Genomic DNA, 24,777 nt, shown 5'->3' with positions numbered 1-24,777 from the left:
GTAATACAGGGGTTATTTTTGAGTGTACAGTTTAAATATGGTAAGCTGGTTTTACCAATGTTGGAGAGGAACATCATTTATGAAGCGCAAATTCGGAGACCGGGCCAACTGGCGCAGAATCACCAATCGCAAGTTTGCTTGCCGGTATGTAGAAAGTGACGCGTTTACAGGATATATGACCCTGTATACCATTTTGAGTCTCAAGGAGCCGTTATGGAAGAGTTACGGTGGTCATACGTTTTGCATAGCCGATAAAGGATATTCCTGGCTGCAATATTATCCAAAAGGTGAGCACTATGTGGTGACTGCTATGTTTGACAATCGGGAGCAAATCGTTGAATGGTATATTGATACCTGCCGAAATCAGGGTGTGACCGATCAAGGAGTCCCTTGGTTTGACGATCTGTATTTGGATGTTGTGGTGCTTAAAAACGGTGAAATCTTCCTGGTGGATGAGGATGAATTGGAGGAGGCATTACAACGGGGGCATATCTCAACGCAAGAGGCAGAATTGGCTAACCGTACAGCGGCTGATGTGTTACATCAGATAGATGCCCACGTGTTCCCTTATTTTAAAATGTCGCTGAAACACCGAGCAGAATGGTTTCACAACGGTGATTTCAAGAGAGAACGGTGAAAGTTTTGCAGTGGATTAAAGACATCGGGCCCCAACGCCCTGAGTTGAAAAGCAGGCAGAGTCGCCTTAAGAAAATATCTATGGTAACCAAGCGTCTTGTACTTTCTTTGATAATTTTCATTTTGATCGGATTGGTATGGGCAGGAATCCGAGTGTGGAACATGAATACGGCCGCCTCTACCACTCCGCTCCAGCAAGTGCAAATTGGTATCGTATTAGGTGCTTCTATGTGGGGGGCTGAGCCCAGTCCTGGATTGAAGGAAAGGCTGGAAGAAGCCTTGCGCTTATACCGCAACGGGACGGTACAGCATCTAATTGTAAGTGGTGGACTGGATAAACCCGATTTTCCGTATACGGAGGCTGAGGGCATGCAACGCTATTTGGTAGATAGAGGGGTCCCTGTACAGCATATTGTGTTGGAAAACCATGCGACCAGTACTTACGAAAATCTGCTCTATAGCCAGCGCATTATGAAGGAATATGGATGGACCTCTACCGTGATCATCACACATAGCTATCATGGCCCTCGGGCGATGGAGATTGCTCAATTCTTAAAGTTTGATCATCCTCAGATGGCTCTGACGGAATCTAAAGTGCTGAATATGCCAATTCATCAATCAAGAGAAGTATTGGCATACGCTAAATGGACGCTGCAACGGTGGTGGATCAGCGCTCAAACTTGGGTTGCCTGAATTAAAGAAAAGGCTTTGTGCACGTTCCCGTTGCTTTTATGCTAATAAGGACATGCCAGACCGAATACATTAATAGGGTAAGCTGTGCCTGAAGAAATGTTGAGGTGATGGATGCATGAACGGACGGGGAATCGCCGCGGGCAAGCGGTCGGAGGAGAGACCTTCCAGACAAATTAATGTCGTGCTGCGTAGCCCGGAGCCGATAGCTTCGGTGACTGTGGACGAGACGGAAGCAGTGGCTTCAACCAAGTCACAGGCGCTACCGCAGTATCTCAGTCTTTATCAGGAAATTCAGAAAGAACTCGATCATCTCGTCGGCTTGGATAACATCAAAGACCTGGTATTTGAGGTATATGCCTTTTTGCAAATCGCCCATATGCGCACGGATGCAGGACTGTTGAGCAATGCACACGTGTATCACATGATTTTCAAAGGAAATCCAGGTACAGGGAAAACGACAGTGGCCCGCATTATCGCTAAAATGCTGCAAAAAATGGGGGTACTGAGCAAAGGTCATCTGATTGAGGTGGAGAGGGCTGATCTGGTCGGTGAGTATATTGGCCACACGGCGCAAAAAACGCGAGATCTGGTAAAGAAATCTCTTGGCGGCGTGTTGTTCATTGATGAGGCTTACAGTTTGGCACGCGGAGGGGAAAAGGATTTTGGAAAAGAAGCGATTGATACCTTGGTAAAGTCCATGGAAGATCAAAAAAATCAATTTATTTTGATTCTCGCTGGATACTCGGGGGAAATGGACTTTTTTTTACGAACGAATCCTGGTCTTCCTTCTCGCTTTCCAATTCAGTTGGATTTTCCTGATTATACTGTGGATCAGCTCATCCAAATTTCCGAGATGATGGCCAAGGAGCGGGATTATATTCTCATGCCTCAGTCCATAATTAAAATGAAGGAGCATTTGCTAAACGAGCGTAATGACAGTCTTCATGCATTTAGTAATGCACGCTATGTTCGTAATGTGATTGAAAAAGCGATTCGGCACCAAGCTGTCAGGTTGCTTAATCAGTACAGGAGCGGGCAACCCGGCAAACAGGAATTGATGACGCTGCGTCCAGAGGATTTGAAAATGGATAAAAGATAGGCGATAATAGGAATCTGAATCACATCGAATGCTATGACATCGAACGGGGGCCGGCCTGAACATCAGGTCGGTCTCTGTTCGAGAGTTGACATGAAAATAAAGGAGCAAACAATATGGCGAACTCCACTCATGATACACAAACCGAAATGCAGGACAAGGCGGTTCTGGTCAGTCTGATTACGGATGAAGTCAAACGATCTGGTATTAATACGGAATACTCGTTGGATGAGTTGGTGAAACTGGCTGAGACAGCGGGAGTTGAGGTACTGAGCGTCCTGACACAGAATAAGGAAGCCAAGGACTCAAAATGGTTTATTGGTAAAGGAAAAGTAGAGGAATTACGTGCAGTTGCTGAAGAATTGGGAGCGAATACAGCTATTTTTGATCAGGAGCTCTCGGGGGCCCAAGTACGGAATCTGGAAGAAAGTCTGGATCTCAAAATTATTGACCGTACACAGTTGATTCTGGACATTTTTGCTCAACGTGCAAAAACCCGGGAAGGTATTATTCAGGTTGAACTGGCACAGTTGTCATATTTACTCCCCCGATTGTCTGGACATGGCAAAAACCTCTCGCGTCTTGGCGGCGGAATCGGAACACGTGGTCCTGGTGAAAGCAAGCTGGAGACAGACCGTCGCCATATTCGTGACCGAATCAGTGATCTGAAACGCCAACTGGAGGAAGTGACCCGTCACCGGTATTTGCACAGGGAGCGCAGACAAAAGAGCGGTATTGTTCAGGTTGCACTTGTTGGCTATACCAATGCGGGCAAATCGACGCTGTTGAAGCAACTGACAGCAGCCGATGTATATATTGAGAACCAACTGTTTGCGACGCTGGATCCTACCTCCAGAACAATGGAACTTCCGAGTGGAAAAGAAGTTATTCTTACGGATACGGTCGGTTTTATTCAAAATCTTCCTCATGATTTGGTTGCTTCCTTCCGGGCTACTTTGGAGGAGGCGAATGAGGCTCATCTCATTTTGCATGTCGTGGACGCGTCTTCGGATATGCGAGACGAACAGATGAAAGTTGTGGAGACGATCTTGCAGCAGCTAGGGGCTGCGGACAAGCCTCAGATCGTATTATTTAACAAAAAAGATGCCTGTACCCCTGAGCAACTCGAAATGCTTCCTTCCGGGGAGGGCTACTTGAAAATCAGCGCTTTTGATGAAGGGGATTTGCTGCGCATTCGTGAACTGATTCAAGAGCATCTGAGTGGTGATACGCTGAGATTTCGCATTCCTGCGGAACGTGGAGATTTAACATCGGTGCTTTATCGAATTGGAGATGTACTACTGACAGAGTATGATGGCAATGATGTCATTTATGAAGTTGAAATTCAAAGAGGCGAGTACGAAAAGTATGGTCATGCGCTCAGCGAGTTCACAGAAGGTTGACATCTAATGATGTTTTTGGGTCAATAAAATGATAATGCTCATCGTTCAAAGTGAACAATAATATAACATGAATAGCCTAAGGCTGCGTAAGAGAGAGGGTCAAGAAAGTAAATGGTAGTTTTTAGTCCAGAAATACAGCAAATTCAGGAAACGGCAGAACATAAAATACAAGAACGTATACAGCACATAGATCATATTGTAGATTCAAATCAGTGGAAGGTAATTCAGGCATTCCAGCGGAAGCAAGTGAGCGATTTCCACTTTGCGGGTTCGACGGGATATGCTTACAATGACCGGGGACGTGAGGTGCTGGAAGAAGTCTATGCGGAAGTGTTCGGTGCGGAGGCAGCGTTGGTGCGTCCGCATTTTGCCTCGGGTACTCATACAATTGCCACTGCTTTATTTGGTGTGCTGCGTCCAGGGGATGAACTGCTGTACATTACTGGGAGGCCTTATGATACCCTGCACAAAGTGATTGGTAAGCCCGGCGACGGAACAGGATCATTGCAGGATTTTGGCGTTACTTATGGAGAAACCGCACTGACAGCGGAAGGTAAAGTGGACTGGGAAGCGGTGGAGTCTGCGATCGATGCCAATACCAAAGTAATCGGTATCCAGCGTTCCCGCGGTTATGATTGGAGAGCTTCGTTTAGTGTAGCGGATATTGAAGAAATGACAGCACGTGTGAAGGAAATAAAACCTGACGTCATTGTCTTTGTTGACAATTGCTACGGTGAATTTACCGAGAAGCTGGAACCTACTCAAGTCGGTGTCGATTTGATGGCAGGTTCGTTGATTAAAAATCCCGGTGGTGGCATTGCAGAAACGGGTGGATATATTTGTGGCAAACAAAAGTATGTAGAACTGGCATCCTACCGATTAACTGCACCTGGAATTGGTGGAGAAGTAGGAGCCATGCTAGGTACTACACGAGGCATATTTCAGGGACTATTCCTTGCTCCAACACTGGTTGGGCAAGCGGTTAAAGGGAGCGTATTCGCAGCTGCGGTCTTTGAAGAGATGGGATTTGAGACCAAACCTGCCTGGCATGAAGAGCGTACGGATTTGATTCAGGCTATTTCTTTTAGTGGACCAGAGCATCTAATTGCTTTTGTACAGGGCATTCAGCGTGCGGCTGCTGTGGATAGTCATGTGGTGCCGGAGCCGTGGGATATGCCGGGTTATGAGCATCCAGTTATCATGGCTGCAGGTACGTTCATACAAGGGGGAAGTTTGGAATTATCCGCAGATGCTCCTATTCGTGAGCCTTATATTGGTTACATGCAGGGGGGGTTAACCTACTCTCATGTTAAATTTGGAGTACTTATGGCTCTGCAAACGATGAAAGAACGTAAATTATTGTGAGTTTTTCTAACATGTCATTGACACTTTGCATCAGCTAAATGTACAATAAGGTGTATAATAGATCACTGGAAGGTTGATGACAAATGGGCGACGAAATTCGCAGAAATATGGCCTTATTTCCAATAGGTATTGTCATGAAGCTAACGGACTTGTCAGCGCGTCAGATTCGTTATTATGAACAGCATAACTTGATAGTTCCTGCCCGTACATCGGGAAACCAACGTCTTTTTTCTTTTAATGACGTAGAGCGTCTGCTTGAAATTAAGGCGTTGATCGAGAAAGGTGTTAACATTGCGGGAATTAAACAAGTCATGAATCCGGTTACCAAGGAATCGGAGGAAGCTACGGTTATTACTGCAGATACGGAAGTTAAACGCCGTGAAATGTCTGATACTCAGCTTCACCGCTTGCTGAAACAACAACTTGTTGCAGGCAAAAGACCAGGACAGGTATCCCTGATCCAAGGTGAATTATCACGGTTCTTCAATAAGAGATAATGCTTTGACTTACCTCTTGGTATAAGGTTGCCTTACTTTAAAACCAGGTCTCATCATTTAAGTAATTTATAGAACAACTGATTCGTATATAGTCGTTACAGAAAGGGAGAGGTTAGAGTGAGTTATAGCAGAGAAGATATCCTTCGGATTGCGAAAGAGGAAAATGTTCGTTTTATTCGTTTGCAATTCACAGATTTGCTGGGCACTATTAAAAACGTTGAAATTCCGGTTAGTCAACTGGAAAAGGCATTGGATAATAAAATGATGTTTGATGGATCTTCCATAGAAGGTTATGTGCGTATTGAAGAATCTGATATGTATTTATATCCGGATTTGGACACTTGGGTTGTATTCCCTTGGGTAACCTCGGATCGTGTAGCTCGTTTGATCTGCGATATTTACAAGCCGGATGGAGTCCCGTTTGCAGGTGACCCACGGGGCATCTTGAAACGTGTACTTAAGGAAGCCGAAGAGCTGGGATACACTTCGATGAATGTCGGACCAGAGCCTGAATTCTTCTTGTTCAAAACGGATGAAAAAGGCGAGCCAACTACAGAACTGAATGACCAAGGCGGGTATTTTGACCTGGCTCCGATGGATCTGGGTGAAAACTGCCGTCGTGAAATTGTACTTAAGCTTGAAGAGATGGGCTTCGAAATTGAAGCATCCCATCATGAAGTTGCACCTGGTCAGCATGAGATTGACTTTAAATATGCAGACGCGATTAAAGCTGCGGACCAGATTCAAACGTTCAAGCTCGTTGTTAAGACGATTGCTCGTCAGCATGGTTTGCATGCTACCTTTATGCCAAAACCTTTGTTTGGTGTAAATGGCTCTGGTATGCACTGCAATCAATCGTTGTTTAAGGACAATGAAAACGTATTTTATGATGAAACGGACGAACTCGGATTAAGCCAGACGGCCCGCCACTATATGGCTGGTATTCTGAAACATGCACGTGCAATGGCAGCGATCACGAATCCAACAGTAAATTCCTACAAACGTCTCGTACCTGGTTATGAAGCGCCTTGTTATGTGGCTTGGTCTGCAAGCAATCGCAGTCCAATGATTCGGATTCCCGCGTCTCGTGGTCTGAGCACTCGCGTCGAAGTTCGTAACCCTGATCCGGCAGCGAATCCTTATTTGGCCTTGGCAGTGATGCTGAGAGCTGGTTTGGATGGGATCAAACGTCAGTTGGCTCTGCCAGCTCCGATTGATCGTAACATTTACGTGATGTCTGAAGAAGAGCGGATTGAAGAAGGCATTCCAAGTCTGCCTGCAGACTTGAAAGAAGCTTTGTCTGAACTTATTCGTAGCGAAGTTATCTCTGACGCACTGGGTGACCATGCATTGGCCTACTTCTATGAGCTTAAGGAAATTGAATGGGATATGTACCGAACCCAAGTTCATCAATGGGAACGTGATCAATATCTGACGCTTTACTAAAATGGGAAATCCCTTGGCGCTCTAAGCGTTGAGGGATTTTTGCTTTGGGGGTAGTATATGGATATTATGAAGTTGAATTATAAAGCGCCCCCAAATTGCCCCCAAACTTTTTATTATCGAAATAAATTCTCAGTAAAAGACTCATATTTCCCCATGTTATTCGATTCTATTTTTTTTGAAATATGAGCATAGATGTCTGATGTTACTTGGATGCTACCATGTCCCAAGCGTTCCTGCCATATTTCATATCAGCACCAGCTTCTAATTGCAATACTGCGTGCGTATGTCGAAGAGAATGGATAGGTAAGGGGGGGAGTGCCGTTCGTTTTAATATCCTAGAAAATGAATTGAACAAAGACGATTTCGGGATCGGACTTCCATCTGTACGACACATAATTAGATTAAGATCATGCCTATACATTTCGCCTAAAGTGATCTTGTTTTGATTTTGAACATTTAGGTGGTGTCTTAATGCAGCCAATAAGGTGTTACTTATTTTTAAGGTTCTTTTTGAGTTGAATGTCTTTGTATCACCAAATAAATCATCAGGATTCTCAGGGAGATCGTAATCTAAAGTTTTACTAACGGTTGCCAAGCCATTTTTTAGATCAATGTCTGGCCACTGTAACGTGCCAACTTCTCCTTTTCGCATACCTGTTCTAACATAAACATAAAGAAAAATCAATAAATATATCCGTATTTTTTTGCATTTGCTAGAAATTCAGGAATGTGCTCTGACTCAATAAATTTTACTTTATCTGATTTCTTAATCCCCCTGATAGTCACACCTTCACACGGATTCTTATCCAGTTTACCGAGCGTAACAGCCTTTTCTAGCGCGTCATGCATAGTGGAATGTATGAGTTCTACTATACGTCTGCTATAAACTTTATCCCCTCTACCTTTACTCTTAGAAAGCTTATTTATGAATTTTTGATACATGAGCGGCTTTAATTTTTGTAATGTGATTTTTTTGAAGTGGGGTTTTATGTGCTTTTCAATGTTGTACTCATGAAGATTCAACGTATTATGGAGACGTTCTTTGGTGGAACTTCCCGATTGAAGAACCACCATATTGCGGTACTCCATTGGATGCAGACTGGCCGGATTATCATACACATTGGACGCCAATAACCATACCTATAATGGATAGAAAGGAGTAAGGACATGCCGGAAGTATTTAAAATGCCAAAGTATCCATGTGCATTCTGTAAAAAACGAGAGGCGACACAGCTTTGTGATTTCATAATTGACCACTACTTCACAACAGCTAAGGATGAAAAAGGACGAATGATCGGTATGCAACATGAAACATGAAACATGCAATAAGGGCGGCAGTGGCAAGTGCATGACGGAGGGTTAGGGCGCATTCAAAACTAAATATGAGACAAGGACTCAGCTGTCTAAATGACGATAGTTCTCTAAATAACTGAGACAATCATCATTTAGACCGCTTTGAAATTACTAATTATTCCTGTGTAATTGATCAAACTTAGGGCCAACATTCTTCATGTTTTCTAAAGTAGCGTAATAAGCTTTATACCCCCCTACAATTAAGAAAACAACGAACATGATTGATAGGATTAAAGATAGACAAAATTGGATAGCCCTTTCATTCATTTAACTTATCACCTCCTTACGACCTAATACTTTCGACGCATAAAAAGGTATATCCTTCCTAAGCGTCGAATCCTGTTAGAAAGAAGAGGGGGTGAAAAGAATGTTGCCAGGATTTATAATTGGATATACAACACATATTGGATTAGAAGAATTTACTCGTGAAGGTGTCGTTAGAATTAAAACCAAGTCTGACGAGCATGGTGCAATGCCATAGTGGTTCCGAGAGAAGCCCTTTTTGACTATGAGCATTATGATGAAGAAACGCCATCACCTACAATAGGAGTTAACCTTAATCAAAAAAATATTATGACTAAGCAATAGTAACAGCAAGCTGCCAATAGGCGGCTTTTTTATTTGTTCAGGAAACTTTTCCTTGGCTTAATTTACATGCAATAACATACATAAAACCGCAGTAATAACGAATTAGAAAAAGGATATATTGTATCCATAAAATAACGTAAATTCGAGGTCGCTGAAAAGCGGCCTTTTTGCATTGGAGGAAAGTAATATGCCAATTAAATCTTCACGGAGACCCCGCCTGTCCTGGCTAGGTCACCACGTCAACCCGTTTTATGTAATGGATGTGTGTGGGGCGATTGGACTGGTACTAAACAATTATGTATGTTTCCATCCTCTGTTCAAACAAACATGAAAGGAGCGAAATGCAGTGAACCTCGTTCAGCCGATCCGCGATTCTAAAAAGCTGGAGGCCATTAAGCAATATTTGAAAGAGAAAAATGAACGAGACTACATTTTTTTTTGATTGGAATCAACACAGGATTGCGTATATCGGATATTTTACCCTTGAAGGTCAGCTCAGTTAAAGGAAGCCATATTGTAATTACTGAAAAGAAAACGAAGAAAAGAAAGAACATCCCCATTCGAAAAAACCTTCGCAAAGAGCTTGATGCATATATATCCGGTAAACTGGATAGCGATTATTTATTCCCGAGTCGCAATAAAAGGAGAAGATCCGAGATTGTGCCGATCAGCAGCAGTATGGCTTACAAAATACTGAATGGTGTAGCCCGGAAGTTCGGATTGAAGGAAATAGGAACTCATTCTATGAGAAAGACATGCGGGTACTATTTTTATAACGAAACGAAGGATATAGCGTTACTAATGGATCTGTTCAATCACACTGAACAGAAGGTGACATTACGTTATGTAGGTATCCTTCAGGACACTTTAGACGATGTTTTGAAGGATTTTGAGTTGTAGCAATTCTCTACAATAGGGTAACCGTGAATTCAAAATGGGAAAAGGACAACAAAACAAATAGCACCAAGCAATCTACGTGTTTTATGAGTTACCGAGAATATATAGTATAGTGAATTAGTTTTACATTATTTAGTTTAACAAGTGCTAGTTTTCTAGTAGTTAGAACAACATCACGAATAAATGCAAGTGGAGCGCTAGATTTATTTTTAGGCCTCCGCGTTAAAACCAACTCGAATACTTTGGTGGTGGTGAAAATTAAGTGAGCAGAGAACGAAATCCAAACCGGAAAAAGGCGCTGAAAATGTGGTTGGATAGCGGACGTGAAATGAAACTTAAGGATATAGCGTTAAAGCTGGGTGTGAGCGATTCCAGCATCCGCAAATGGAAGGCACTGGACAAGTGGAGCGAGCTTCCCGAAAAAAGAAAACGCGGGGGGGCAAACAGGTAATAGGAATGCAAAAGGGAATAAGGGCGGAAGTGGTGGCCCTCCTGGGAACGACAAAGCAGTCACACATGGATTCTTCCGTAAATTTATGCCTCAGAATCCTGAGTTTCTTGAAATCATGGACGCAGTTCAAGAAATGGACCCAGTTGAAATGATCTGGTACAACATAACAACCCAATTCCAAGCCATCGTATGGGCACAACGAATTATGTTTGTTGAGGATAAAGGGGGAAATGATTAAAGAACTTAAAAAAGTCGAATATGAAATACACAATAAAGGCACTAGGAAAGAGAAGAAGCTTGAGCAAGTAGCAATTAAAGAAGAACATGAATTTCAATTTTCATGGGACCGTTATTCCGGGGTTTTATGGCACGCGCAGGCGGCAAGGAACCAGTTAACCAGCGGAAACATGAAACAGCCTGGTCAGAACCCTTGCGCGGTTCAATTCCGCAGCGTGTCTTCTATTTTTCCATCGATGGGAGAGGTATTGTGAAAAAGAGTCCGAAAACAGGAAAATGTATGCTTTGCAATGACCCTAATCCGAACCGGGAGAACACAACAATGGGCGCATCCTTTTGTAATACGTGCTGGGAAACTATGAAGTCCGGTGATGAGGATAAACTGGGTGAGAGAATTGTCTGGGACGAGTGTTTGATGGAAATAAAATGTTAGACCGTGAAAATATAGTTCTAGACTGGCAGCGGCGGCGTTAAGCCAACGGGCAGGATGGTAGATAAAATATGTTATCATTGGATTGTGCAAAGTTTATTCCGCCTATTCGAAGGGAGATTAGTAGAAATGCAAAGTGCTCAACAGGTGCTAACAAATTATTTTCAAGCATTAGGAAGCAAACAGATTGATAAAGTGATCGAATTGGTTCATGATGAAGCGAAATTTATTATTCTTAAAAAAGAGCCTTCTAATAAAATTCCTTTATACGGCACATTTCATGGAAAAGAAGGTGTTAGAAATTATTTAAACTTATTAGAAGAAGCAGAACAAATAGAGAGTTTTGTCCTTCACAAACTCATCGGTAATAAGGAAGCAGCGTGTGCATGGGGGAATTTCCGCATCAAGGTCAATGTAACCGGGAAAGTGTTCGAGAGTGATTGGGCAATTATTTGCGAAGTAGAACAGGAGAAGATAATGTTTTTTCAAATCTTCGAAGATACTGCCGCACTAGAAGAAGCTTTTGATTTAAGAGACTGTTGATGTTAGTGCACCTACACATCACTATGCTGAGTAATCATACGAAAACGTAGGTTATTGGCCGGTAACATATCGAATTTGGTCAAGTATGCGCTACGCTAACGAAGAACGTTAATAGAATGATAACAGCGGCAGTCTAAGACTTTATTTTTACTTAATAGCGAGTAATATCGAGAAAGTGAGTAAAAGCCAGCTTATAATGGTTTAATTACCCATTTTCCGGTATTGTCCGGTTTTTGTTCTTTGACGGCCATTTTTAGCAATTTGTAAAATGGTCTTATCTCTCTTCTCTAGTTACTAAGTACAAATGCTTTTATGCAACAACGTAGCGTTTTGCATCCCGCTTGCGGGAATAGAACCTATCGCTGTTTCTTTTTTCGGGTTTTAAATAAGCGCCTCGGTTCATTTGGTGCTCTAAATACATAGGCAGATACAAGTCACTCATTTGGGTGGCTTTTTTATTGCCTTGAAAGGATTTTTGGTTTGAAGAAGAAGCAGAAGAAAGGAATTTTGCTATACATGAAAGGCCCACCAAAACAGCCGAAAAAATGCAAAGGTTGTCTATGGGGTAGGTGGAACGGAGTTAAGCAGTTTTGTTCCCGTACAGCTTGTGTGAAAGAATGAATTAATCCCATCTAAAATATCTTGCCTTACACAACGTTACACTTCTATGCATAGGCTATCAGGAAGTAAAAACTTTACTGAGGAGTGTGACAAAAATGTATTATACCCACGGGGGAATACAGTATTACCCAGCAGGTAGACCGCCACAACAGCATATTATAAATCCAAATCAGGTTAAAAATTACCTGAATCAAGCCGTTGATATGAGGATGAGTAATGGACACCGTCTTTGTAACGTCTTTATTACGTATGTGTCTCCGCAGACAGATAAAGCACAACCAGACTATGGAGATATGACTTATGTAAGAATTATTGATGGGAAGTTCGTTTCTTTATCAAATAATACACAAAACATTGACGAGGTCGGACCTGCTGGTTCCTTATGTGGTCATCGACCATCGTGGTAGAATGTTAAGCACCCATTGAGGTGCTTTTTCTTTTGCTCTTATACGCAATATGTGAGTTGTTCTAAGCACTTTTTCCGTTATCCGGACGGAATACTGGAAAGAGTACAGCAAAGAGCAGAGAGAGGGCATACACACGCTCTGACAGCCTGTTCTCCTGCTACCCGAATAGTGGAAACCAACTCTAACTCAAATAGCCTTTTGAACATTTACACTACCTCTTTCATAGTATATGGCAGTTGATAAAGAGAGGTGGCTACTGATGGAAATACCAATAACAGGTTATGTTGTTCATTCCAGTGATTCCGACTCTAACCATTCGCATAAGCTTTTTATTAATTCGTGGGACGGTAGGCCAGTTAATGTTCACGTACATCCTTTTAATGGGAATACATCACTTGATGTAGGACACTACCACCATTACGCTGGAGTAACAGAACCAGCTCCAAGTGGTGTTCCGCATGTTCATAATTATTATGCAGAAACATCATTTAACGATCAACATACGCATCTAATTAGAGGTACTACAGGACCAGCCATTCACTTGACAGGTGGTGGGCATTACCATCATTTTGAAGGGTATACAACAGTAAACGGTAGAATTCCTCACGCCCATAGGTACAGTGGAAATACCGGAGATGAGAAAGACTACCGATATTAATCAATTTGAAAAACTCATCCCCATACAAATAGTGGGACTGATGGAGTTGGTTATGGCGGCATGTTTACCAGTGTCGGGGTTATTCTCGTACTATTTATACTGCTTATGATACTTGGGGGTTGTAATGCTTAAAGGACTCAGCCACAGGTTACTGAAGATTCGACTTTATGAATACAGTGTAATTGGCCAAACAATTTAAAATCAGTAGTAACAATGACGAGCTACTACTGGCTCGTCTTTTCTTGTTCCAAGGTGCTGACGCTTAGAAAGCAATTTGGATGGGATGGATCGGCTACACTCTTCTAGACAGAAAAATTGTGGTCTAATATAGTAGACTACAGACCAACCTAGAAGGAGCAAACGGATCATGACTAAAAAAGAAAGACGTACCTTTAGCGCTGAATTTAAAGCGTAGATGGTTCAGCTCTATCAAAGTGGCAAAGCACGAAAGGATATCATTCAAGAATATGATTTGAATCCTTCATCGTTGGATAAATGGGTGAAACAGAGTTCCACATCTGGATCCTTCAAAGAGAAAGACAACCGGACTCCAGAGGAATTAGAACTGCTCGAACTTCGAAAACAGAACAAGCAACTGCTCATGGAGAATGACATATTAAAGCAAGCCGCGCTGATCATGGGACGAAAGTAAATGTCATTCGCCAGAATAAACATAAATACTCGGTATCAGCAATGTGCGACGTCCTAAAACTCCCGAGAAGCACCTATTATTATGAAGAAAACAAAGTAGAAGTGACATCGGAGGGTGAGCTTCCCTCTCTGATTATGGACATTTTTCAAAGCAGCCGTCAAAACTACGGTACGCGTAAGATCAAAAAAGCGTTACACCAGCAAGGCTTTACAGTATCCAGGCGGAGTATTGGACGAATCATGAAGGAATACGGGTTGGTTTCCTCGTATACGGTTGCTCAGTACAAGCCTCATCCCACGAGATGCAATGAAGCCAAGCAAGCGAATGTACTGGACCGGAAATTTGAACAAGAGCAAACGTTGTCTGTCGTCGTAAGCGATCTGACGTACGTCCGAGTGGGTTCATATTGGAACTACGTATGCTTCTTTGTAGACCTGTTTAACCGCGAGATTATTGGCTACAGTGCAGGCCCTCACAAGGATGCCAAGCTGGTTTGCCGTGCTTTGGCTTCAATTAAGGGCAACCTGAATGACATTCAACTCTTCCATACCGACCGAGGCAATGAATTCAAGAATAAGCTCATCGACGATGCGCTAAAGGCTTTTCAGATTGAGCGTTCTTTGAGCATGAAAGGCTGTCCCTATGACAATGCCGTTGCGGAAGCTACTTCTAAAATTTTCAAAACGGAATTTGTGAAGAAACGTCATTTTGAAAGTCTTGCTGAGCTAACCACAGAATTACATGACTATGTACACTGGTTTAACCATATTCGGATTCACGGTTCTCTGGATTACTTGAGTCCAGCTGAGTTCAAGCAGAGACACCACAAAAAAATTGTCTAGTTTAGTGTTGACAATCCATATGTGTTGGATGCCTTGAAGCCTTAGAAAGAAAACAAGTCATTACACCCGGGTATACTGGCACTTCTAAACCACTCACTCTCGAGAGTGACGAGTCGAGTTTTACATTGTTCTTCCTTATAGGATGGCTAGTTTGATGAATAAATACTATGCGAGAAAAATGATCTTTACTACTTACTACAGCGGCAGGTCGGTCTCAGAAGATTAAGGAAATTCGATTACTGGAAGCTTTGGATGAGAGACAGATTTCTGTTTTGAAAATATGCTAAATGATATTTTAGGAGCATCAGCCAAACAGCAAATTCCGTTTCCATATGGGTATTTTGGTGATTGGTAACAGGTAGTGGAACTTATAGGAAGATAACCAAAAGTCCACATACTAAAAAGAAGGACCCAAAGAGTATAGATACAGAGCCTCTAAATTTCATGTCGTCAATGTAAGCGTCGCTTGGTTCTGAGTCACCTTTGATCTTCCAGGCTTCGTTTGCACGCCATCCCCAAGTGGGAATTCGTTTACTTAAAATACCAAGTGAGAAAAAAATAATCGCGATAAAAATAAGCATGAATCCCATTTGATCAACTCCTTAAGTAAACTATACCAAAAAAGAACGACAGATGGAAAGTGTCGTCCCTCAAGGATAGATGGAAAAAAAGAGGGCTTTGCCCTCCATATGATGGTGTAATGTTAATCTGAATAGGCAACCGCATTAAAACTTTCTATTCCTATTCGGGTGGCATCCGCTGTGCAAAATAAATATAAGGTATACACTAATTCATTTGATGGTGGTAGAGGGACATTGTAATCGGATGCATTAATGGTAACGACCTGTACAGCGTTTGGGTTTGCTTCGGAGACACTAACAGAGTAAAGGGCGTATGCAACAGGAGAGTCGAGAGTGCCTCTAACAATAGAAATAGCAATAACGGAGTCAAAAGGTGGAGTAGTGGGAAATGAAAGCTCAGCAATCCCTGATAATTGTACACGCATATTTTCCCCAGCGCCCGTCACGTCTAAGCCAAGCTCTGCGATGGCAACAGGAGTATTGGCTGGCATGGAGATTGAGATCGTATTACCGTAACTTGCGTTTTGAGATGTTCGAGCATCTAACAATCTAGTCATTATCTCATCTCCTTTTTTGGGTAAAGAATTTGCAAGCTGGAAATAGAAAGATACATACTGTGCAGGGGCTGGATCGGTTGATAGTAGGGCTATTAAGCTTTAGAAGGATAAGCAGTAATAATCTAACACGATAGGGTCAGACCTATGCCTATTTTCCCAAGATCAAGTCAACAGCCCAATCTTTTTGGTTAATTGCACAATAAGCTACTTTGACTAGACTTTGGAGGTGATCATTAATTATGTTTAGACATTATTATTGGCAAAAGAAAATGCATCGGAGAAAATTTAGAAGATGTGTAGTTAAAAAAGTCAAAGTTTTACCGAAAGTTATTGTTAAAGGGATCCGAGGACCTCAAGGACCTCAGGGACCGCAGGGAGCGCAGGGACTGCCGGGTCCACAGGGAGTTCCAGGTGCTCAAGGCCAGCAAGGGCTACAAGGTTTTCAAGGAATTCCCGGACCAACAGGACCCGCAGGAGCAGTAGGGCCAGCAGGAGCAGTGGGGCCAGCAGGACCAGTGGGACCGGCAGGAGCGGTAGGACCCGCAGGAGCAACGGGGGCAGCAGGGCCAGCAGGCGGCGGGATATCAGACTTCTTAAGTGTCTTCCGAGCAGATCCTGGTACGGGAACGGACACAGTTCCGGGTAACTCACCAATTACCTTTACTGGAGTTTTGGCTAATGTTGGTGGTGCATTTACTTTCACTCCTCCATCTACAACGATAACAATCAACGAAACGGGAAGCTATCTAATAGATTTTACAATTCATAACCAAGGTGATGCTGCTTTTAACCTTACCGTAAATGGAATCCCTGTTACTCCTGTTCCCTTCACGGGTAACGGTGGCGGACCAATTTCGGCAGAAGTCATTATTACTGTAGGGGTCGTTCCTACAACTATTCAATTGGTAAATGCAAATGCAACCCCAGCCCAACTTCATAACTTTACCAATACTACTCTTACTATATTAAAGTTGACCGTTTAAGCCATTTTTAATGATATATAGAACATTATATGTAGCCGCTTTAGAAAAGACTGTACGATTTCATATCGTCAGTTTGTCTAATTCACTTATAGTAAGCAGACGAATTTATGGGGGAGGGATTGTATAGCATGGCAAGAGAACGTAGTGGCAGTAATAAGATCCATTAAACACTATCACTACTCCAAAGCCTATCTTTAAAGTTAAAATGGTAAATCCGCAGTAACATTGTAAAAAAAACAATGATATTATTCAAACATTGAAATATGAATGCTAAGAAGGTTAGGAAACTTTTCCTACCTTCTTTTTGTTGTGGCATTTAAAAAAGAAATTTATTCGCACGAAGATCAATAGTAAATCTGGATAAGTCAGACGTTATTCTGTATTTATAGTAGTTTGCGAATGTAGTCCATCCGGCATCGGTTAGCGTCAAAGATGGACATTGGTAGGGCGAACAGTTCCAAGTAACTCCAATCAGTGAGGCATTTTTAACTGGCTGTCAAAAAAGCATCAGCGGGCGTAAATAATTGACCTGAATCACACTAATGGAGATTTGCCGGAGCTACTTGTATCTGTATCGCACACAAGTTCACCAGTGGGAACGTGATCAATATCTGTACTTTACTAAATAGTGAAACCCCTTGGGGCTCTAGGGGATATGGCCCATTGGTGAGATAAACCAAGACACCTTCAAGGTAAATGGAAATTCTCTTTATGAAAATGCCATAGTGGTAAGCGTAAAGGCACAGCATAGTAAAACAGCAAAGGCAATCGAATCATGAAGCTAAAGATTGCTGACAAATTGTCGAAAACATCAGTAAGTTCTTCAACATTAGTCATTAGAGAATCCAATGTGGCTAAGACAAAGAAGAAATTAGACAGTGTTGAGAAGGCTATAGCTAACTATAAGTCCTTCTCTTTTTCTTCCGAATTAGCATGGTCAGGAAAAGGAGGACAGGCAGAGCAATCTGAAAGATAGGCCAAACTCGAACCAAGGCTACATGAAGGCCGAACCACAAAAATTCGGTTAACCTAGAGGAGAGAAACGTAAGGGCGTATATGATGATACTTAGCAACAGTAAAGCAGGCTTATATCTAAAGGGGGTTATCGTTTGAAGCCCAATGACGGCACCAAACATAAAACCAGCCGTTTTGATTCCGATTCCAATAAATAGAATCATCGAAAACAGGACATCAGCTCTCTCAACGATCTTCGGTAGCTGAATTAGTTGTGTAACCTCAAATAAGGGATAGGTGCTTGATGCTGCCCATTCCGGACCTAAAACCAGGATTGTTAGTTCATTCATTACAATAAGGAACACAGCAGTGATCCAGTAAACAATGACGATTGACCGCTGTAATTTACGTTTATCCGTAACAATCTTGAACAGCACAAGAAAAAGAACCGTCTGCCCGAAGGGAAAAGACACGATCTCGGGAATGGCAGCCTTCACTACGGGAGTTAGACCATTCTCCAATACAGGAAATAAAAATTCAAAGTGAATGAGTCCTGTAAAAGGAGTAAGCAATAATAAAATGCCATAACCAAAAACCAATAGAAGAAGGAAGATATGACATAGAAGGAACCAGACCCTCGGTCCAAACCACACTACATCGGCACAGACAATTAACGCTATAAACGTAATAACTTCGGTAGGAGTTCTGTTAAGTAATGTCAATGCGCCGAGCTCACCAATGTCCCTGACACTCCTGGAAGCTTCATAAGCAAAGTAACTGATGAACAGAAGACCACCCAGACTACCTATCCATTTTCCCCAATAATGGCATAGGAGCTCGTACAAATCTCGATGTGGATCAAGTTTATGCATGTATAAATACATGATTAGCAAGACGAAGCCTACAAGTGCGCCGATCAGCATGGCTAGCCATGCATCCTGCTTGGCTGTAGCTCCCAAGAGGAATAAGGTTGTACTGCCAACCTGAAACAAGGAAAAAGCGATAGCTAACCCGGATACCCTGGTGACGGTTTTATTCATACTTTTTAAGCCCCTTTATACAAAATGGGTTAGGTTTGACTTCCGATATGCTTCTGTAGGAGGCCAGGACGCTGAATCCGTGCATCCACTCGAATGTCCAGTTCTATCTTCTTGAATTCCTGATCCCAGTCTTTTTTCACCGTTCCCCACTCCCTTGGGAACCTCCGGTGAATCCGGTCAGCAAAACCAGTTGCGTCTACACCAAGTTCCTGAAGTTTAGCCCAGCCCTTATTTATCGTACTGGTCACTTCTTTTGCAATCTCTTCTTCCAGATCATGTATGGTCTTCGTCTTGGAAATATCCTTAGTGCATGTAGTTTCATTTAAAGTCCCATTAATTTTCACTCCAACCTGCATAGTGTAATGAGAACTGGTTTTTCTGGGTGTAAGCTTTACATTAGCAGAGTTTACTAGTATGGAAGAGTACATTTCCCTACCGGGCTGTTTGCTGCATGGGAACGAAATTTCGCTGTTGTTAATCTTTTGAGACAGATAAGATACACCCAGACTCTCTTCCTTGTTGAGAAACCCTTTGAGCTTTCCTTTTTGGAATACCGCCAATTTAGTCAATGCCAGTTTGAGCGGGGCCGAGGTTTTTTTGAAGACATCCAGACTCTCTGCTTCCTTCACATCCTGATAGTCCCCTTCTCCGGTCAACTCGGCGACCGGTACTCCAATAGATTTGGAATCCGAGTTCATGCTTAATACGAAATCATAAACCCTAACTTTCGGAAACACCGATAAAATATCACTCTCTTTGTCGACTAATTCAGCCATGGCGACGCCTTGAAGTTTTTCAGGCGGCAGTAATTTCTTTAATAGATCGGATGCTACGCCGTCCGTTACAATCATAGTTACCATCTCCCTTGCTTCCGTATTACGAAGATAAAAATCAATTAAACGGTCCATTCCTTTCTCAGCCGCTCTCTTACCGATAAATACAACACGATTATGTGCTATGTAGATTTGTCTTGATGTTTTTAAATTGCTGTACGATAACGCCTGATTATAGGTTTTGGACTTTACTGAGAATACATGGGATGCCGGTTGAGAAGACCCTCCCGTTCCTCCTCCGGTACCACTTGCAAGGGCGGAGGGAATAATAATCTGATAGGACATCATCCACTGTCCGTCGTCCATCATATCTACTCCTGTAGCCGCAGTTACCCACAGCTCATTCAGTTCGACTCGGTTCCAGCAACCCGCCAAAATGAATAATATGACCAAGGCCAAAATAAATCTGCCTAATTGGGACATATCGGTTCCTCCTTACGCCATGGGATCTCGGCTGTGTTCCCCCGCTTGTTCTGCAAATGATTCCTGTTCCGTTGCCTGTCTTACTGGATTGACATTCCCAATCATTTTCGGCCGTTTCTTCATCTTCCACCAAGGTACACGCACAAACAGGTCTTTCATATTGCTCGTATAGAAAGGTGCGAGCGGCATCATATAAGGAACGCCGAACGAATTCACAGATACTAATCGAACGAGGATGGGAACCAAGCCGGCCAAAACGCCGTATAATCCAAATAAACCCGCTAACAGCATGAGTCCAAATCTGAGCAAACGAACAGCCCCCGCCATATTGATCGCAGGTAGTACAAAGTTGCAGATAGCTGTGAATGAAACCACAATCACCATAGCTGCAGAAACCAATCCCGCCTGTACAGCAGCTTGTCCAAGAACCAATGCCCCAACGATAGAGATTGCAGGCCCTACGGCGCGCGGCATTCGTACTCCTGCTTCGCGAATAACCTCAAAGGTCAGCTCCATTAGCATTGCTTCAAGCAGGGCTGGCAATGGTGTATTCTCTCTCTGCGCAGCCAAAGTGATGAGCATTGTTGTAGGCAGCATTTCCTGGTGAAACGTTGTTGTTGCAATAAAGAATGAGGGTAATAGCAATGCCAAGAAAAAGGATGCCATTCGAACGATTCGAAGAAAAGATGCCAGATCATAACGTTGGTAGTAGTCTTCACTGGATGCGATGAACCGAAAAAAGGTTACAGGAGCAATCAATACAAATGGAGTCCCATCAACCAATATCGCTACTAACCCCTCAAGCAAGCTGCCTGCTACAGTATCCGGGCGCTCAGTGTTATATATGGTTGGAAAGGGGGTCCATACCCCATCTTGAATAAATTCCTCGATATATCCACTTTCGAGAATACTGTCCGTGTTAATGGAATCTAATCGTCTGGAGATTTCCTTAACCACCTCTGGATCTGCAATGCCTCGAATATATGCCACCGATACCTTCGTCTGCGTGTATGATCCGATAATTCGAGAATCAAAGTGGAGTTCAGTTGATTTGATCCTTCTCCGGAGGAGTGCGATATTGGTGGATATATCCTCTGTAAACCCCTCTTTAGGACCGCGAATTACTGTCTGCGATGTTGGCTCCTCAACCGCTCTTTTAGCCCCCCCGCTCATAGAAGCAGCAAAGGCCTTGGTGCTGCCTTCGACAAGGAGAACCACCTGTCCATAAAGAACGGCATGGATAAGTGCTTTCTCATTTTTAAGGCAAGTGATGCCCCCAATAGGAATACGATCCATCAACCAACTTTCAACATTACGATCGGAGAGATCCCCATTTCGAATGCCTCCAGTAAGTTCCTCCAGCAGTGTCGTTAAAATTTGCTGATCAATCAGGCCTTGAAGAAAACCTACAGCGAGAACCGGATTGCCCTGTTTATCGTTCAAACAACGAAGAATGAAATCCGTGCTATGTCCTATTTCCTGCTTCAGCAAGGTCACGTTGTCCTTAAGCGTGCCACTCAGCTCCTTGGATAACTCAGTCGACTTTTCATCATTAACTGGTTCAGAGCTCGTGCCATTTTTGGATCGTGAAGGCTGCTTAAACAGCCATTTTTTTAACTTGTCAACCATAGCAATACAGTTCCCTTCTAGATAGCGGTTAACTGTAATATGTTGCTATTCCACGATTTATATGTACGCACCTTCCAAAATATGTTTTTATATCAATTTATTTCAACTATGTTTGCAATAGTAGAAGCTTTTTTAGTGGCATACGGCAAAAATTGTTGGCCGGTATAGACACAGTCTAAGAGAAGGGCTTGCGGATGTCGTTTTTGTATTGGATGGATTCGTTGTAGCCAAAGACCTTCATTCAGAGTTTTTAAAAGATGAGTCATTTCGAATGGTGGTATCTCCAGATCATCTGCTAGCATCTCGTTCCTCATTGATTGTTGATGATTTTCACAGAGAACAAATTTGGTTGCTTTACCATAGGATTTACCGGATATATCATTTTCTGCGCAAATACTCTGGCATCGGGAAAAGTGGATTTTCCCATCGTTTGCTGCTCTAATACATGTTGCAAATAATGAATTAAAATCAAATGAAGCATCTGGCTCATAAGAGGAGCACTTGCGAAGTTATTTAAAGCACAAAAAAGTCCTCTGGAAATCACCATTTAAAGACATTCTTGCCAGATATCATTTTTCGTTGGCTACCGTGAGGGAGGCAGAGCACTTAAATATTGCTTTTTGATAGCTGTCCACTTGACAGGGGTCACATCAATTTGGAGAGGTTTTTTACTCTTTTATAAGGGTAGACGATATTATGGAAGCAAAACCCGCTGTAGAATAATATAGCTCTCCGTCTTAGTGAAATAACTATTAGAATGCCCCCAATAGAAACAAACGGCAGCCATGGACGAGAAAATAAAATCCTAGACTGCCGATGTTCTATTGAACTCTCGTGTCCCTTAAGTTCAATCGCTTCCCTTTTCATAAAAGTTGTTGTGTAAAGCTTTCTGCCGTTTAAATCATGTCTTACTCCAAGTCACTTTGTAAAATTCTAATCTCCACCGAGTTCAATCGTTTTCGTGGCGACACGGTCATGAAATTCCCGATCATGTTCCACGAATACAATGGTCGGCGTGTACTCAAGCAACAGCTCCTCAATTTGCATCCGGGAAATCACGTCGATAAAGTTGAGCGGTTCGTCCCAAATATGCAGATGAGCCTCCTCACATAGGCTTCTCGCGATTAGAACCTTCTTCTTCTGCCCGCCGCTAAACGCCGATATATCCTTCTCAAACTGGATGCGGGCGAAATCTAGCTTACGTAACACGGCCTTAAATAAGCTTTCGTCAATTCTGTGCTCTGCTGCATAATCGGAAAGCGTTCCTCGCAGATGAGAAGTATTCTGGGATACATAGGAAACGCGAAGCTGCGGCTCCCGCTGAAACGTACCTGTATAATGTAGCGTCTCATCGTTCAGCAGGCGGAGCAAGCTAGACTTACCTGAACCATTTGGACCTGAAATTGCAATCCGATCTCCTGGTTCGATCGTCAGACAAATGTTCTTGCAAACCGCTCTTTCCCCGTAGTAAATCGTGACGTGATCCAGCATAGCCAGTTCCGATTTGGGATACACGAGCTGAGAGATCGCAAGGCTTTCTGACTGTTCGATATTTCGGAGCAATTTCGATTTTTCCTCTAAAGCGGCGTGTTGCCGCTGTTCGATGGATTTCGAGCGTTTCATCATTTTCGCTGCCTTATGCCCGACGTATCCCTTGTCAAGCTTGGAGCCGGAGTTTCGTGTGCCGTTTTTCGATTTTTCGGTCTCGAAAGACCAGCCGCTAGTACGTTTAGCAGAAGCAGATAAACGCTGTATGTCTTTGTACAGTTTTTCGTTTTGTGCCATTTCGAACGTATCTTGGCGAGTTTTGTTCGTCCACCAACTGGAGAAGTTGCCTTTTTGGATTTCGATATTCGTTTTGTTGATCGATAGAATATGATCCACGCAGCGGTCGAGAAAAGCCCGGTCGTGTGAAACAAGAATAAAACCGCGCTTCGTATTCAGATAATCGGCGACAAGCTTGCGTGCGTGCAAGTCGAGATGATTGGTCGGTTCGTCGATGAGCAGAAATCGATTGTCTTGGATGAATAGCACGGCCAGCAATACCTTCGTCTGTTCTCCTTGGGACAGCGATTCGAATGGCCTGTACAACACGTCTTCTGAAACCTTAAGCAGGTTCAGTTCGCGCATCAACTTCCAGCTCTCATAGCTTGGCACGATCTCTTCGACGACGTCTAAGGTCAAATACTCCGGGTGATCGACGGGAAACGGAAAATAATCAAAGGCGACTGGTGTGGAGATCGTACCGCTGTATTCGTATTTCTCCTGCAACAGGTTTAAGAACGTCGTTTTCCCCCGACCGTTTCGCCCCGTAAAGCCCAACTTCCAGTCTGTATCAATTTGAAAATGAACATTTTCGAATATGGGGTCATAGCTGCCTGGATAGGCAAAAGTAAGATTGGTTACCTGAATGGCGGGCATGGCAGTCATCCTTTCGTTTGGAAATAAAAAAGAGCCGCAAGAAAGGTGCTATCTTGCGGCTCTAATCCATACGAGGAAATACGGCCCCATTTCAAGGGGCCGTATGACTGTCCGGAGAGGGAGCGCAAACGAAACGCAGACCTTTCTTGCAGAGATGAATAAAACGACCACAGCCGATCGCTGAGTCCGTTCTTTTCGTGATCTCAAAGCAAGAAAGTTCTACATGTATCCGTTCAACTCCCGTCATCAAATTACATCCAGTTTATCACAATAGTAATTTAACTACAACTTGCGTAGCCCTGTTAGGCTGAAGCCTCGCGTAGTTCGACATGCTCCTTAGATTGATTACTGTTATTTAACTATCCTGCTCGTTCGTATTAGGTTGATAACATATAGGTTTTTAAAATACCTAGCGTTATAGCAGCAGAACCAATTTAATATTTAAGTATGGAAGGTCTCTGATAACTCAGGGGCTTATTTTGCGTCTTGAGGAGGTGATGAAACCCATGGCAAAATAAAGTCAACATGGATATATACAACT

At 42.9% G+C, this 24,777-nt stretch carries 23 protein-coding genes and 1 pseudogene; 15 read left to right on the top strand and 9 right to left on the bottom strand.

The features are described from left to right. Positions 1–79: 79 nt before the first annotated feature. The 7 genes from NSQ57_RS13815 (at position 80) to glnA (ending at position 7,136) form a co-directional block, all read left to right on the top strand. Positions 80–637 (top strand): DUF402 domain-containing protein, encoded by a 558-nt coding sequence (locus tag NSQ57_RS13815; RefSeq protein ID WP_029518115.1) that lies wholly within the window; start codon positions 80–82, stop codon positions 635–637. Further along, the gene (locus tag NSQ57_RS13810; protein ID WP_029518114.1) at positions 634–1,329 is read left to right on the top strand and encodes a YdcF family protein; all 696 of its coding nucleotides are present in this window, start codon (positions 634–636) and stop codon (positions 1,327–1,329) included. Before NSQ57_RS13815 ends, NSQ57_RS13810 begins: the two co-directional genes overlap by 4 nt. Positions 1,330–1,444: 115 nt before the next feature. Then, complete coding sequence (locus NSQ57_RS13805) at positions 1,445–2,428, top strand: AAA family ATPase (RefSeq protein ID WP_025718768.1); 984 nt, start codon at positions 1,445–1,447, stop codon at positions 2,426–2,428. 113 nt (positions 2,429–2,541) lie between these two features. After that, positions 2,542–3,828 carry a GTPase HflX gene (gene hflX / locus NSQ57_RS13800; RefSeq protein ID WP_013310577.1) on the top strand — a complete coding sequence of 429 codons (1,287 nt, stop codon included), beginning with the start codon at positions 2,542–2,544 and terminating at the stop codon, positions 3,826–3,828. Positions 3,829–3,939: 111 nt separating this feature from the next. Continuing rightward, positions 3,940–5,193, top strand: a complete 1,254-nt coding sequence (locus tag NSQ57_RS13795) for a methionine gamma-lyase family protein (RefSeq protein WP_342424944.1) — start codon at positions 3,940–3,942, stop codon at positions 5,191–5,193. An 83-nt stretch (positions 5,194–5,276) separates the two neighbouring features. Beyond that, complete coding sequence (locus NSQ57_RS13790) at positions 5,277–5,690, top strand: MerR family transcriptional regulator (protein ID WP_007430683.1); 414 nt, start codon at positions 5,277–5,279, stop codon at positions 5,688–5,690. 117 nt (positions 5,691–5,807) lie between these two features. Continuing rightward, the gene (gene glnA / locus NSQ57_RS13785; RefSeq protein ID WP_013310575.1) at positions 5,808–7,136 is read left to right on the top strand and encodes a type I glutamate--ammonia ligase; all 1,329 of its coding nucleotides are present in this window, start codon (positions 5,808–5,810) and stop codon (positions 7,134–7,136) included. 202 nt (positions 7,137–7,338) lie between these two features. Here glnA and NSQ57_RS13780 read toward each other — a convergent pair whose 3' ends face one another. Then, positions 7,339–7,821, bottom strand: a complete 483-nt coding sequence (locus NSQ57_RS13780) for a site-specific integrase (RefSeq protein ID WP_342424943.1) — start codon at positions 7,819–7,821, stop codon at positions 7,339–7,341. Then, positions 7,818–8,210, bottom strand: a complete 393-nt coding sequence (locus tag NSQ57_RS13775) for a hypothetical protein (RefSeq protein ID WP_342424942.1) — start codon at positions 8,208–8,210, stop codon at positions 7,818–7,820. The genes NSQ57_RS13780 and NSQ57_RS13775 overlap by 4 nt, the downstream gene beginning before the upstream one ends. Positions 8,211–8,303: 93 nt before the next feature. Between NSQ57_RS13775 and NSQ57_RS13770 the strand changes: the two genes are divergently transcribed. The 7 genes and pseudogenes from NSQ57_RS13770 to NSQ57_RS13740 all read left to right on the top strand — a co-directional run bounded on the left by NSQ57_RS13770 (position 8,304) and on the right by NSQ57_RS13740 (position 14,815). Beyond that, on the top strand, positions 8,304–8,453 hold the full coding sequence (locus NSQ57_RS13770) for a hypothetical protein (protein ID WP_318627209.1): 150 nt from the start codon (positions 8,304–8,306) through the stop codon (positions 8,451–8,453). A gap of 970 nt (positions 8,454–9,423) precedes the next feature. Further along, positions 9,424–9,977: pseudogene (locus tag NSQ57_RS13765) on the top strand (site-specific integrase). A gap of 259 nt (positions 9,978–10,236) precedes the next feature. After that, complete coding sequence (locus NSQ57_RS13760) at positions 10,237–10,425, top strand: phage terminase small subunit-related protein (RefSeq protein WP_340932384.1); 189 nt, start codon at positions 10,237–10,239, stop codon at positions 10,423–10,425. Between the two features lie 230 nt (positions 10,426–10,655). Next, positions 10,656–10,916, top strand: a complete 261-nt coding sequence (locus NSQ57_RS13755; protein ID WP_340932382.1) for a hypothetical protein — start codon at positions 10,656–10,658, stop codon at positions 10,914–10,916. 305 nt (positions 10,917–11,221) lie between these two features. Beyond that, on the top strand, positions 11,222–11,635 hold the full coding sequence (locus NSQ57_RS13750) for a nuclear transport factor 2 family protein (protein WP_069010597.1): 414 nt from the start codon (positions 11,222–11,224) through the stop codon (positions 11,633–11,635). Between the two features lie 1,287 nt (positions 11,636–12,922). Next, positions 12,923–13,321 (top strand): YmaF family protein, encoded by a 399-nt coding sequence (locus NSQ57_RS13745; protein WP_318627220.1) that lies wholly within the window; start codon positions 12,923–12,925, stop codon positions 13,319–13,321. 415 nt (positions 13,322–13,736) lie between these two features. Further along, positions 13,737–14,815, top strand: a protein-coding gene (locus NSQ57_RS13740; RefSeq protein WP_342424941.1) for an IS3 family transposase whose coding sequence is annotated in 2 segments (ribosomal slippage) — positions 13,737–13,938 and positions 13,938–14,815 — 1,080 coding nt in all. Because the reading frame shifts where the segments join, the coding sequence is not laid out codon by codon here. Positions 14,816–15,183: 368 nt separating this feature from the next. Here NSQ57_RS13740 and NSQ57_RS13735 read toward each other — a convergent pair. Continuing rightward, on the bottom strand, positions 15,184–15,405 hold the full coding sequence (locus tag NSQ57_RS13735) for a DUF6199 family natural product biosynthesis protein (RefSeq protein ID WP_069010594.1): 222 nt from the start codon (positions 15,403–15,405) through the stop codon (positions 15,184–15,186). 113 nt (positions 15,406–15,518) lie between these two features. Then, the gene (locus NSQ57_RS13730; RefSeq protein WP_029517855.1) at positions 15,519–15,953 is read right to left on the bottom strand and encodes a hypothetical protein; all 435 of its coding nucleotides are present in this window, start codon (positions 15,951–15,953) and stop codon (positions 15,519–15,521) included. A gap of 239 nt (positions 15,954–16,192) precedes the next feature. On the opposite strand from NSQ57_RS13730, the gene NSQ57_RS13725 reads away from it, so the two are divergent. Then, positions 16,193–16,936: a collagen-like protein gene (locus NSQ57_RS13725; protein ID WP_340955641.1), complete on the top strand. Its 744-nt coding sequence runs from the start codon at positions 16,193–16,195 to the stop codon at positions 16,934–16,936. 896 nt (positions 16,937–17,832) lie between these two features. On the opposite strand, the gene NSQ57_RS13720 is transcribed toward NSQ57_RS13725, so the two are convergent. From NSQ57_RS13720 to abc-f, 5 genes are all read right to left on the bottom strand, one after another. Continuing rightward, positions 17,833–18,930 (bottom strand): endospore germination permease, encoded by a 1,098-nt coding sequence (locus NSQ57_RS13720; protein ID WP_029517853.1) that lies wholly within the window; start codon positions 18,928–18,930, stop codon positions 17,833–17,835. Positions 18,931–18,959: 29 nt separating this feature from the next. Continuing rightward, positions 18,960–20,186 (bottom strand): Ger(x)C family spore germination protein, encoded by a 1,227-nt coding sequence (locus NSQ57_RS13715; RefSeq protein WP_318627226.1) that lies wholly within the window; start codon positions 20,184–20,186, stop codon positions 18,960–18,962. A 12-nt stretch (positions 20,187–20,198) separates the two neighbouring features. Beyond that, the gene (locus NSQ57_RS13710) at positions 20,199–21,815 is read right to left on the bottom strand and encodes a spore germination protein (protein WP_342424940.1); all 1,617 of its coding nucleotides are present in this window, start codon (positions 21,813–21,815) and stop codon (positions 20,199–20,201) included. Positions 21,816–22,125: 310 nt separating this feature from the next. Then, positions 22,126–22,362, bottom strand: coding sequence for a hypothetical protein (locus tag NSQ57_RS13705; RefSeq protein ID WP_342424939.1), 237 nt, complete (start codon positions 22,360–22,362; stop codon positions 22,126–22,128). 386 nt (positions 22,363–22,748) lie between these two features. After that, on the bottom strand, positions 22,749–24,236 hold the full coding sequence (gene abc-f / locus NSQ57_RS13700; protein ID WP_318627228.1) for an ABC-F type ribosomal protection protein: 1,488 nt from the start codon (positions 24,234–24,236) through the stop codon (positions 22,749–22,751). Positions 24,237–24,777 lie beyond the last annotated feature (541 nt).

This window comes from Paenibacillus sp. FSL L8-0502 (assembly GCF_038593055.1).
In the GTDB taxonomy this organism is placed as follows: Bacteria; Bacillota; Bacilli; order Paenibacillales; family Paenibacillaceae; genus Paenibacillus; species Paenibacillus polymyxa_D.
Note: the sequence above shows the minus strand (reverse complement) of the source record. Positions and strands in the feature narration are given on the sequence as shown.

Coding starts and splice junctions, on each gene's coding strand:
- hflX (WP_013310577.1), top strand. CDS start 2,542: ATGGCGAACTCCACTCATGATACACAAACCGAAATGCAGGACAAGGCG.
- NSQ57_RS13710 (WP_342424940.1), bottom strand. CDS start 21,815: ATGGTTGACAAGTTAAAAAAATGGCTGTTTAAGCAGCCTTCACGATCC.
- abc-f (WP_318627228.1), bottom strand. CDS start 24,236: ATGCCCGCCATTCAGGTAACCAATCTTACTTTTGCCTATCCAGGCAGC.
- NSQ57_RS13720 (WP_029517853.1), bottom strand. CDS start 18,930: ATGAATAAAACCGTCACCAGGGTATCCGGGTTAGCTATCGCTTTTTCC.
- NSQ57_RS13730 (WP_029517855.1), bottom strand. CDS start 15,953: ATGACTAGATTGTTAGATGCTCGAACATCTCAAAACGCAAGTTACGGT.
- NSQ57_RS13790 (WP_007430683.1), top strand. CDS start 5,277: ATGGGCGACGAAATTCGCAGAAATATGGCCTTATTTCCAATAGGTATT.
- NSQ57_RS13750 (WP_069010597.1), top strand. CDS start 11,222: ATGCAAAGTGCTCAACAGGTGCTAACAAATTATTTTCAAGCATTAGGA.
- NSQ57_RS13755 (WP_340932382.1), top strand. CDS start 10,656: ATGATTAAAGAACTTAAAAAAGTCGAATATGAAATACACAATAAAGGC.
- NSQ57_RS13770 (WP_318627209.1), top strand. CDS start 8,304: ATGCCGGAAGTATTTAAAATGCCAAAGTATCCATGTGCATTCTGTAAA.
- NSQ57_RS13725 (WP_340955641.1), top strand. CDS start 16,193: ATGTTTAGACATTATTATTGGCAAAAGAAAATGCATCGGAGAAAATTT.
- NSQ57_RS13735 (WP_069010594.1), bottom strand. CDS start 15,405: ATGGGATTCATGCTTATTTTTATCGCGATTATTTTTTTCTCACTTGGT.
- NSQ57_RS13715 (WP_318627226.1), bottom strand. CDS start 20,186: ATGTCCCAATTAGGCAGATTTATTTTGGCCTTGGTCATATTATTCATT.
- NSQ57_RS13795 (WP_342424944.1), top strand. CDS start 3,940: ATGGTAGTTTTTAGTCCAGAAATACAGCAAATTCAGGAAACGGCAGAA.
- NSQ57_RS13815 (WP_029518115.1), top strand. CDS start 80: ATGAAGCGCAAATTCGGAGACCGGGCCAACTGGCGCAGAATCACCAAT.
- NSQ57_RS13775 (WP_342424942.1), bottom strand. CDS start 8,210: ATGGTGGTTCTTCAATCGGGAAGTTCCACCAAAGAACGTCTCCATAAT.
- NSQ57_RS13805 (WP_025718768.1), top strand. CDS start 1,445: ATGAACGGACGGGGAATCGCCGCGGGCAAGCGGTCGGAGGAGAGACCT.
- NSQ57_RS13705 (WP_342424939.1), bottom strand. CDS start 22,362: ATGGTGATTTCCAGAGGACTTTTTTGTGCTTTAAATAACTTCGCAAGT.
- NSQ57_RS13745 (WP_318627220.1), top strand. CDS start 12,923: ATGGAAATACCAATAACAGGTTATGTTGTTCATTCCAGTGATTCCGAC.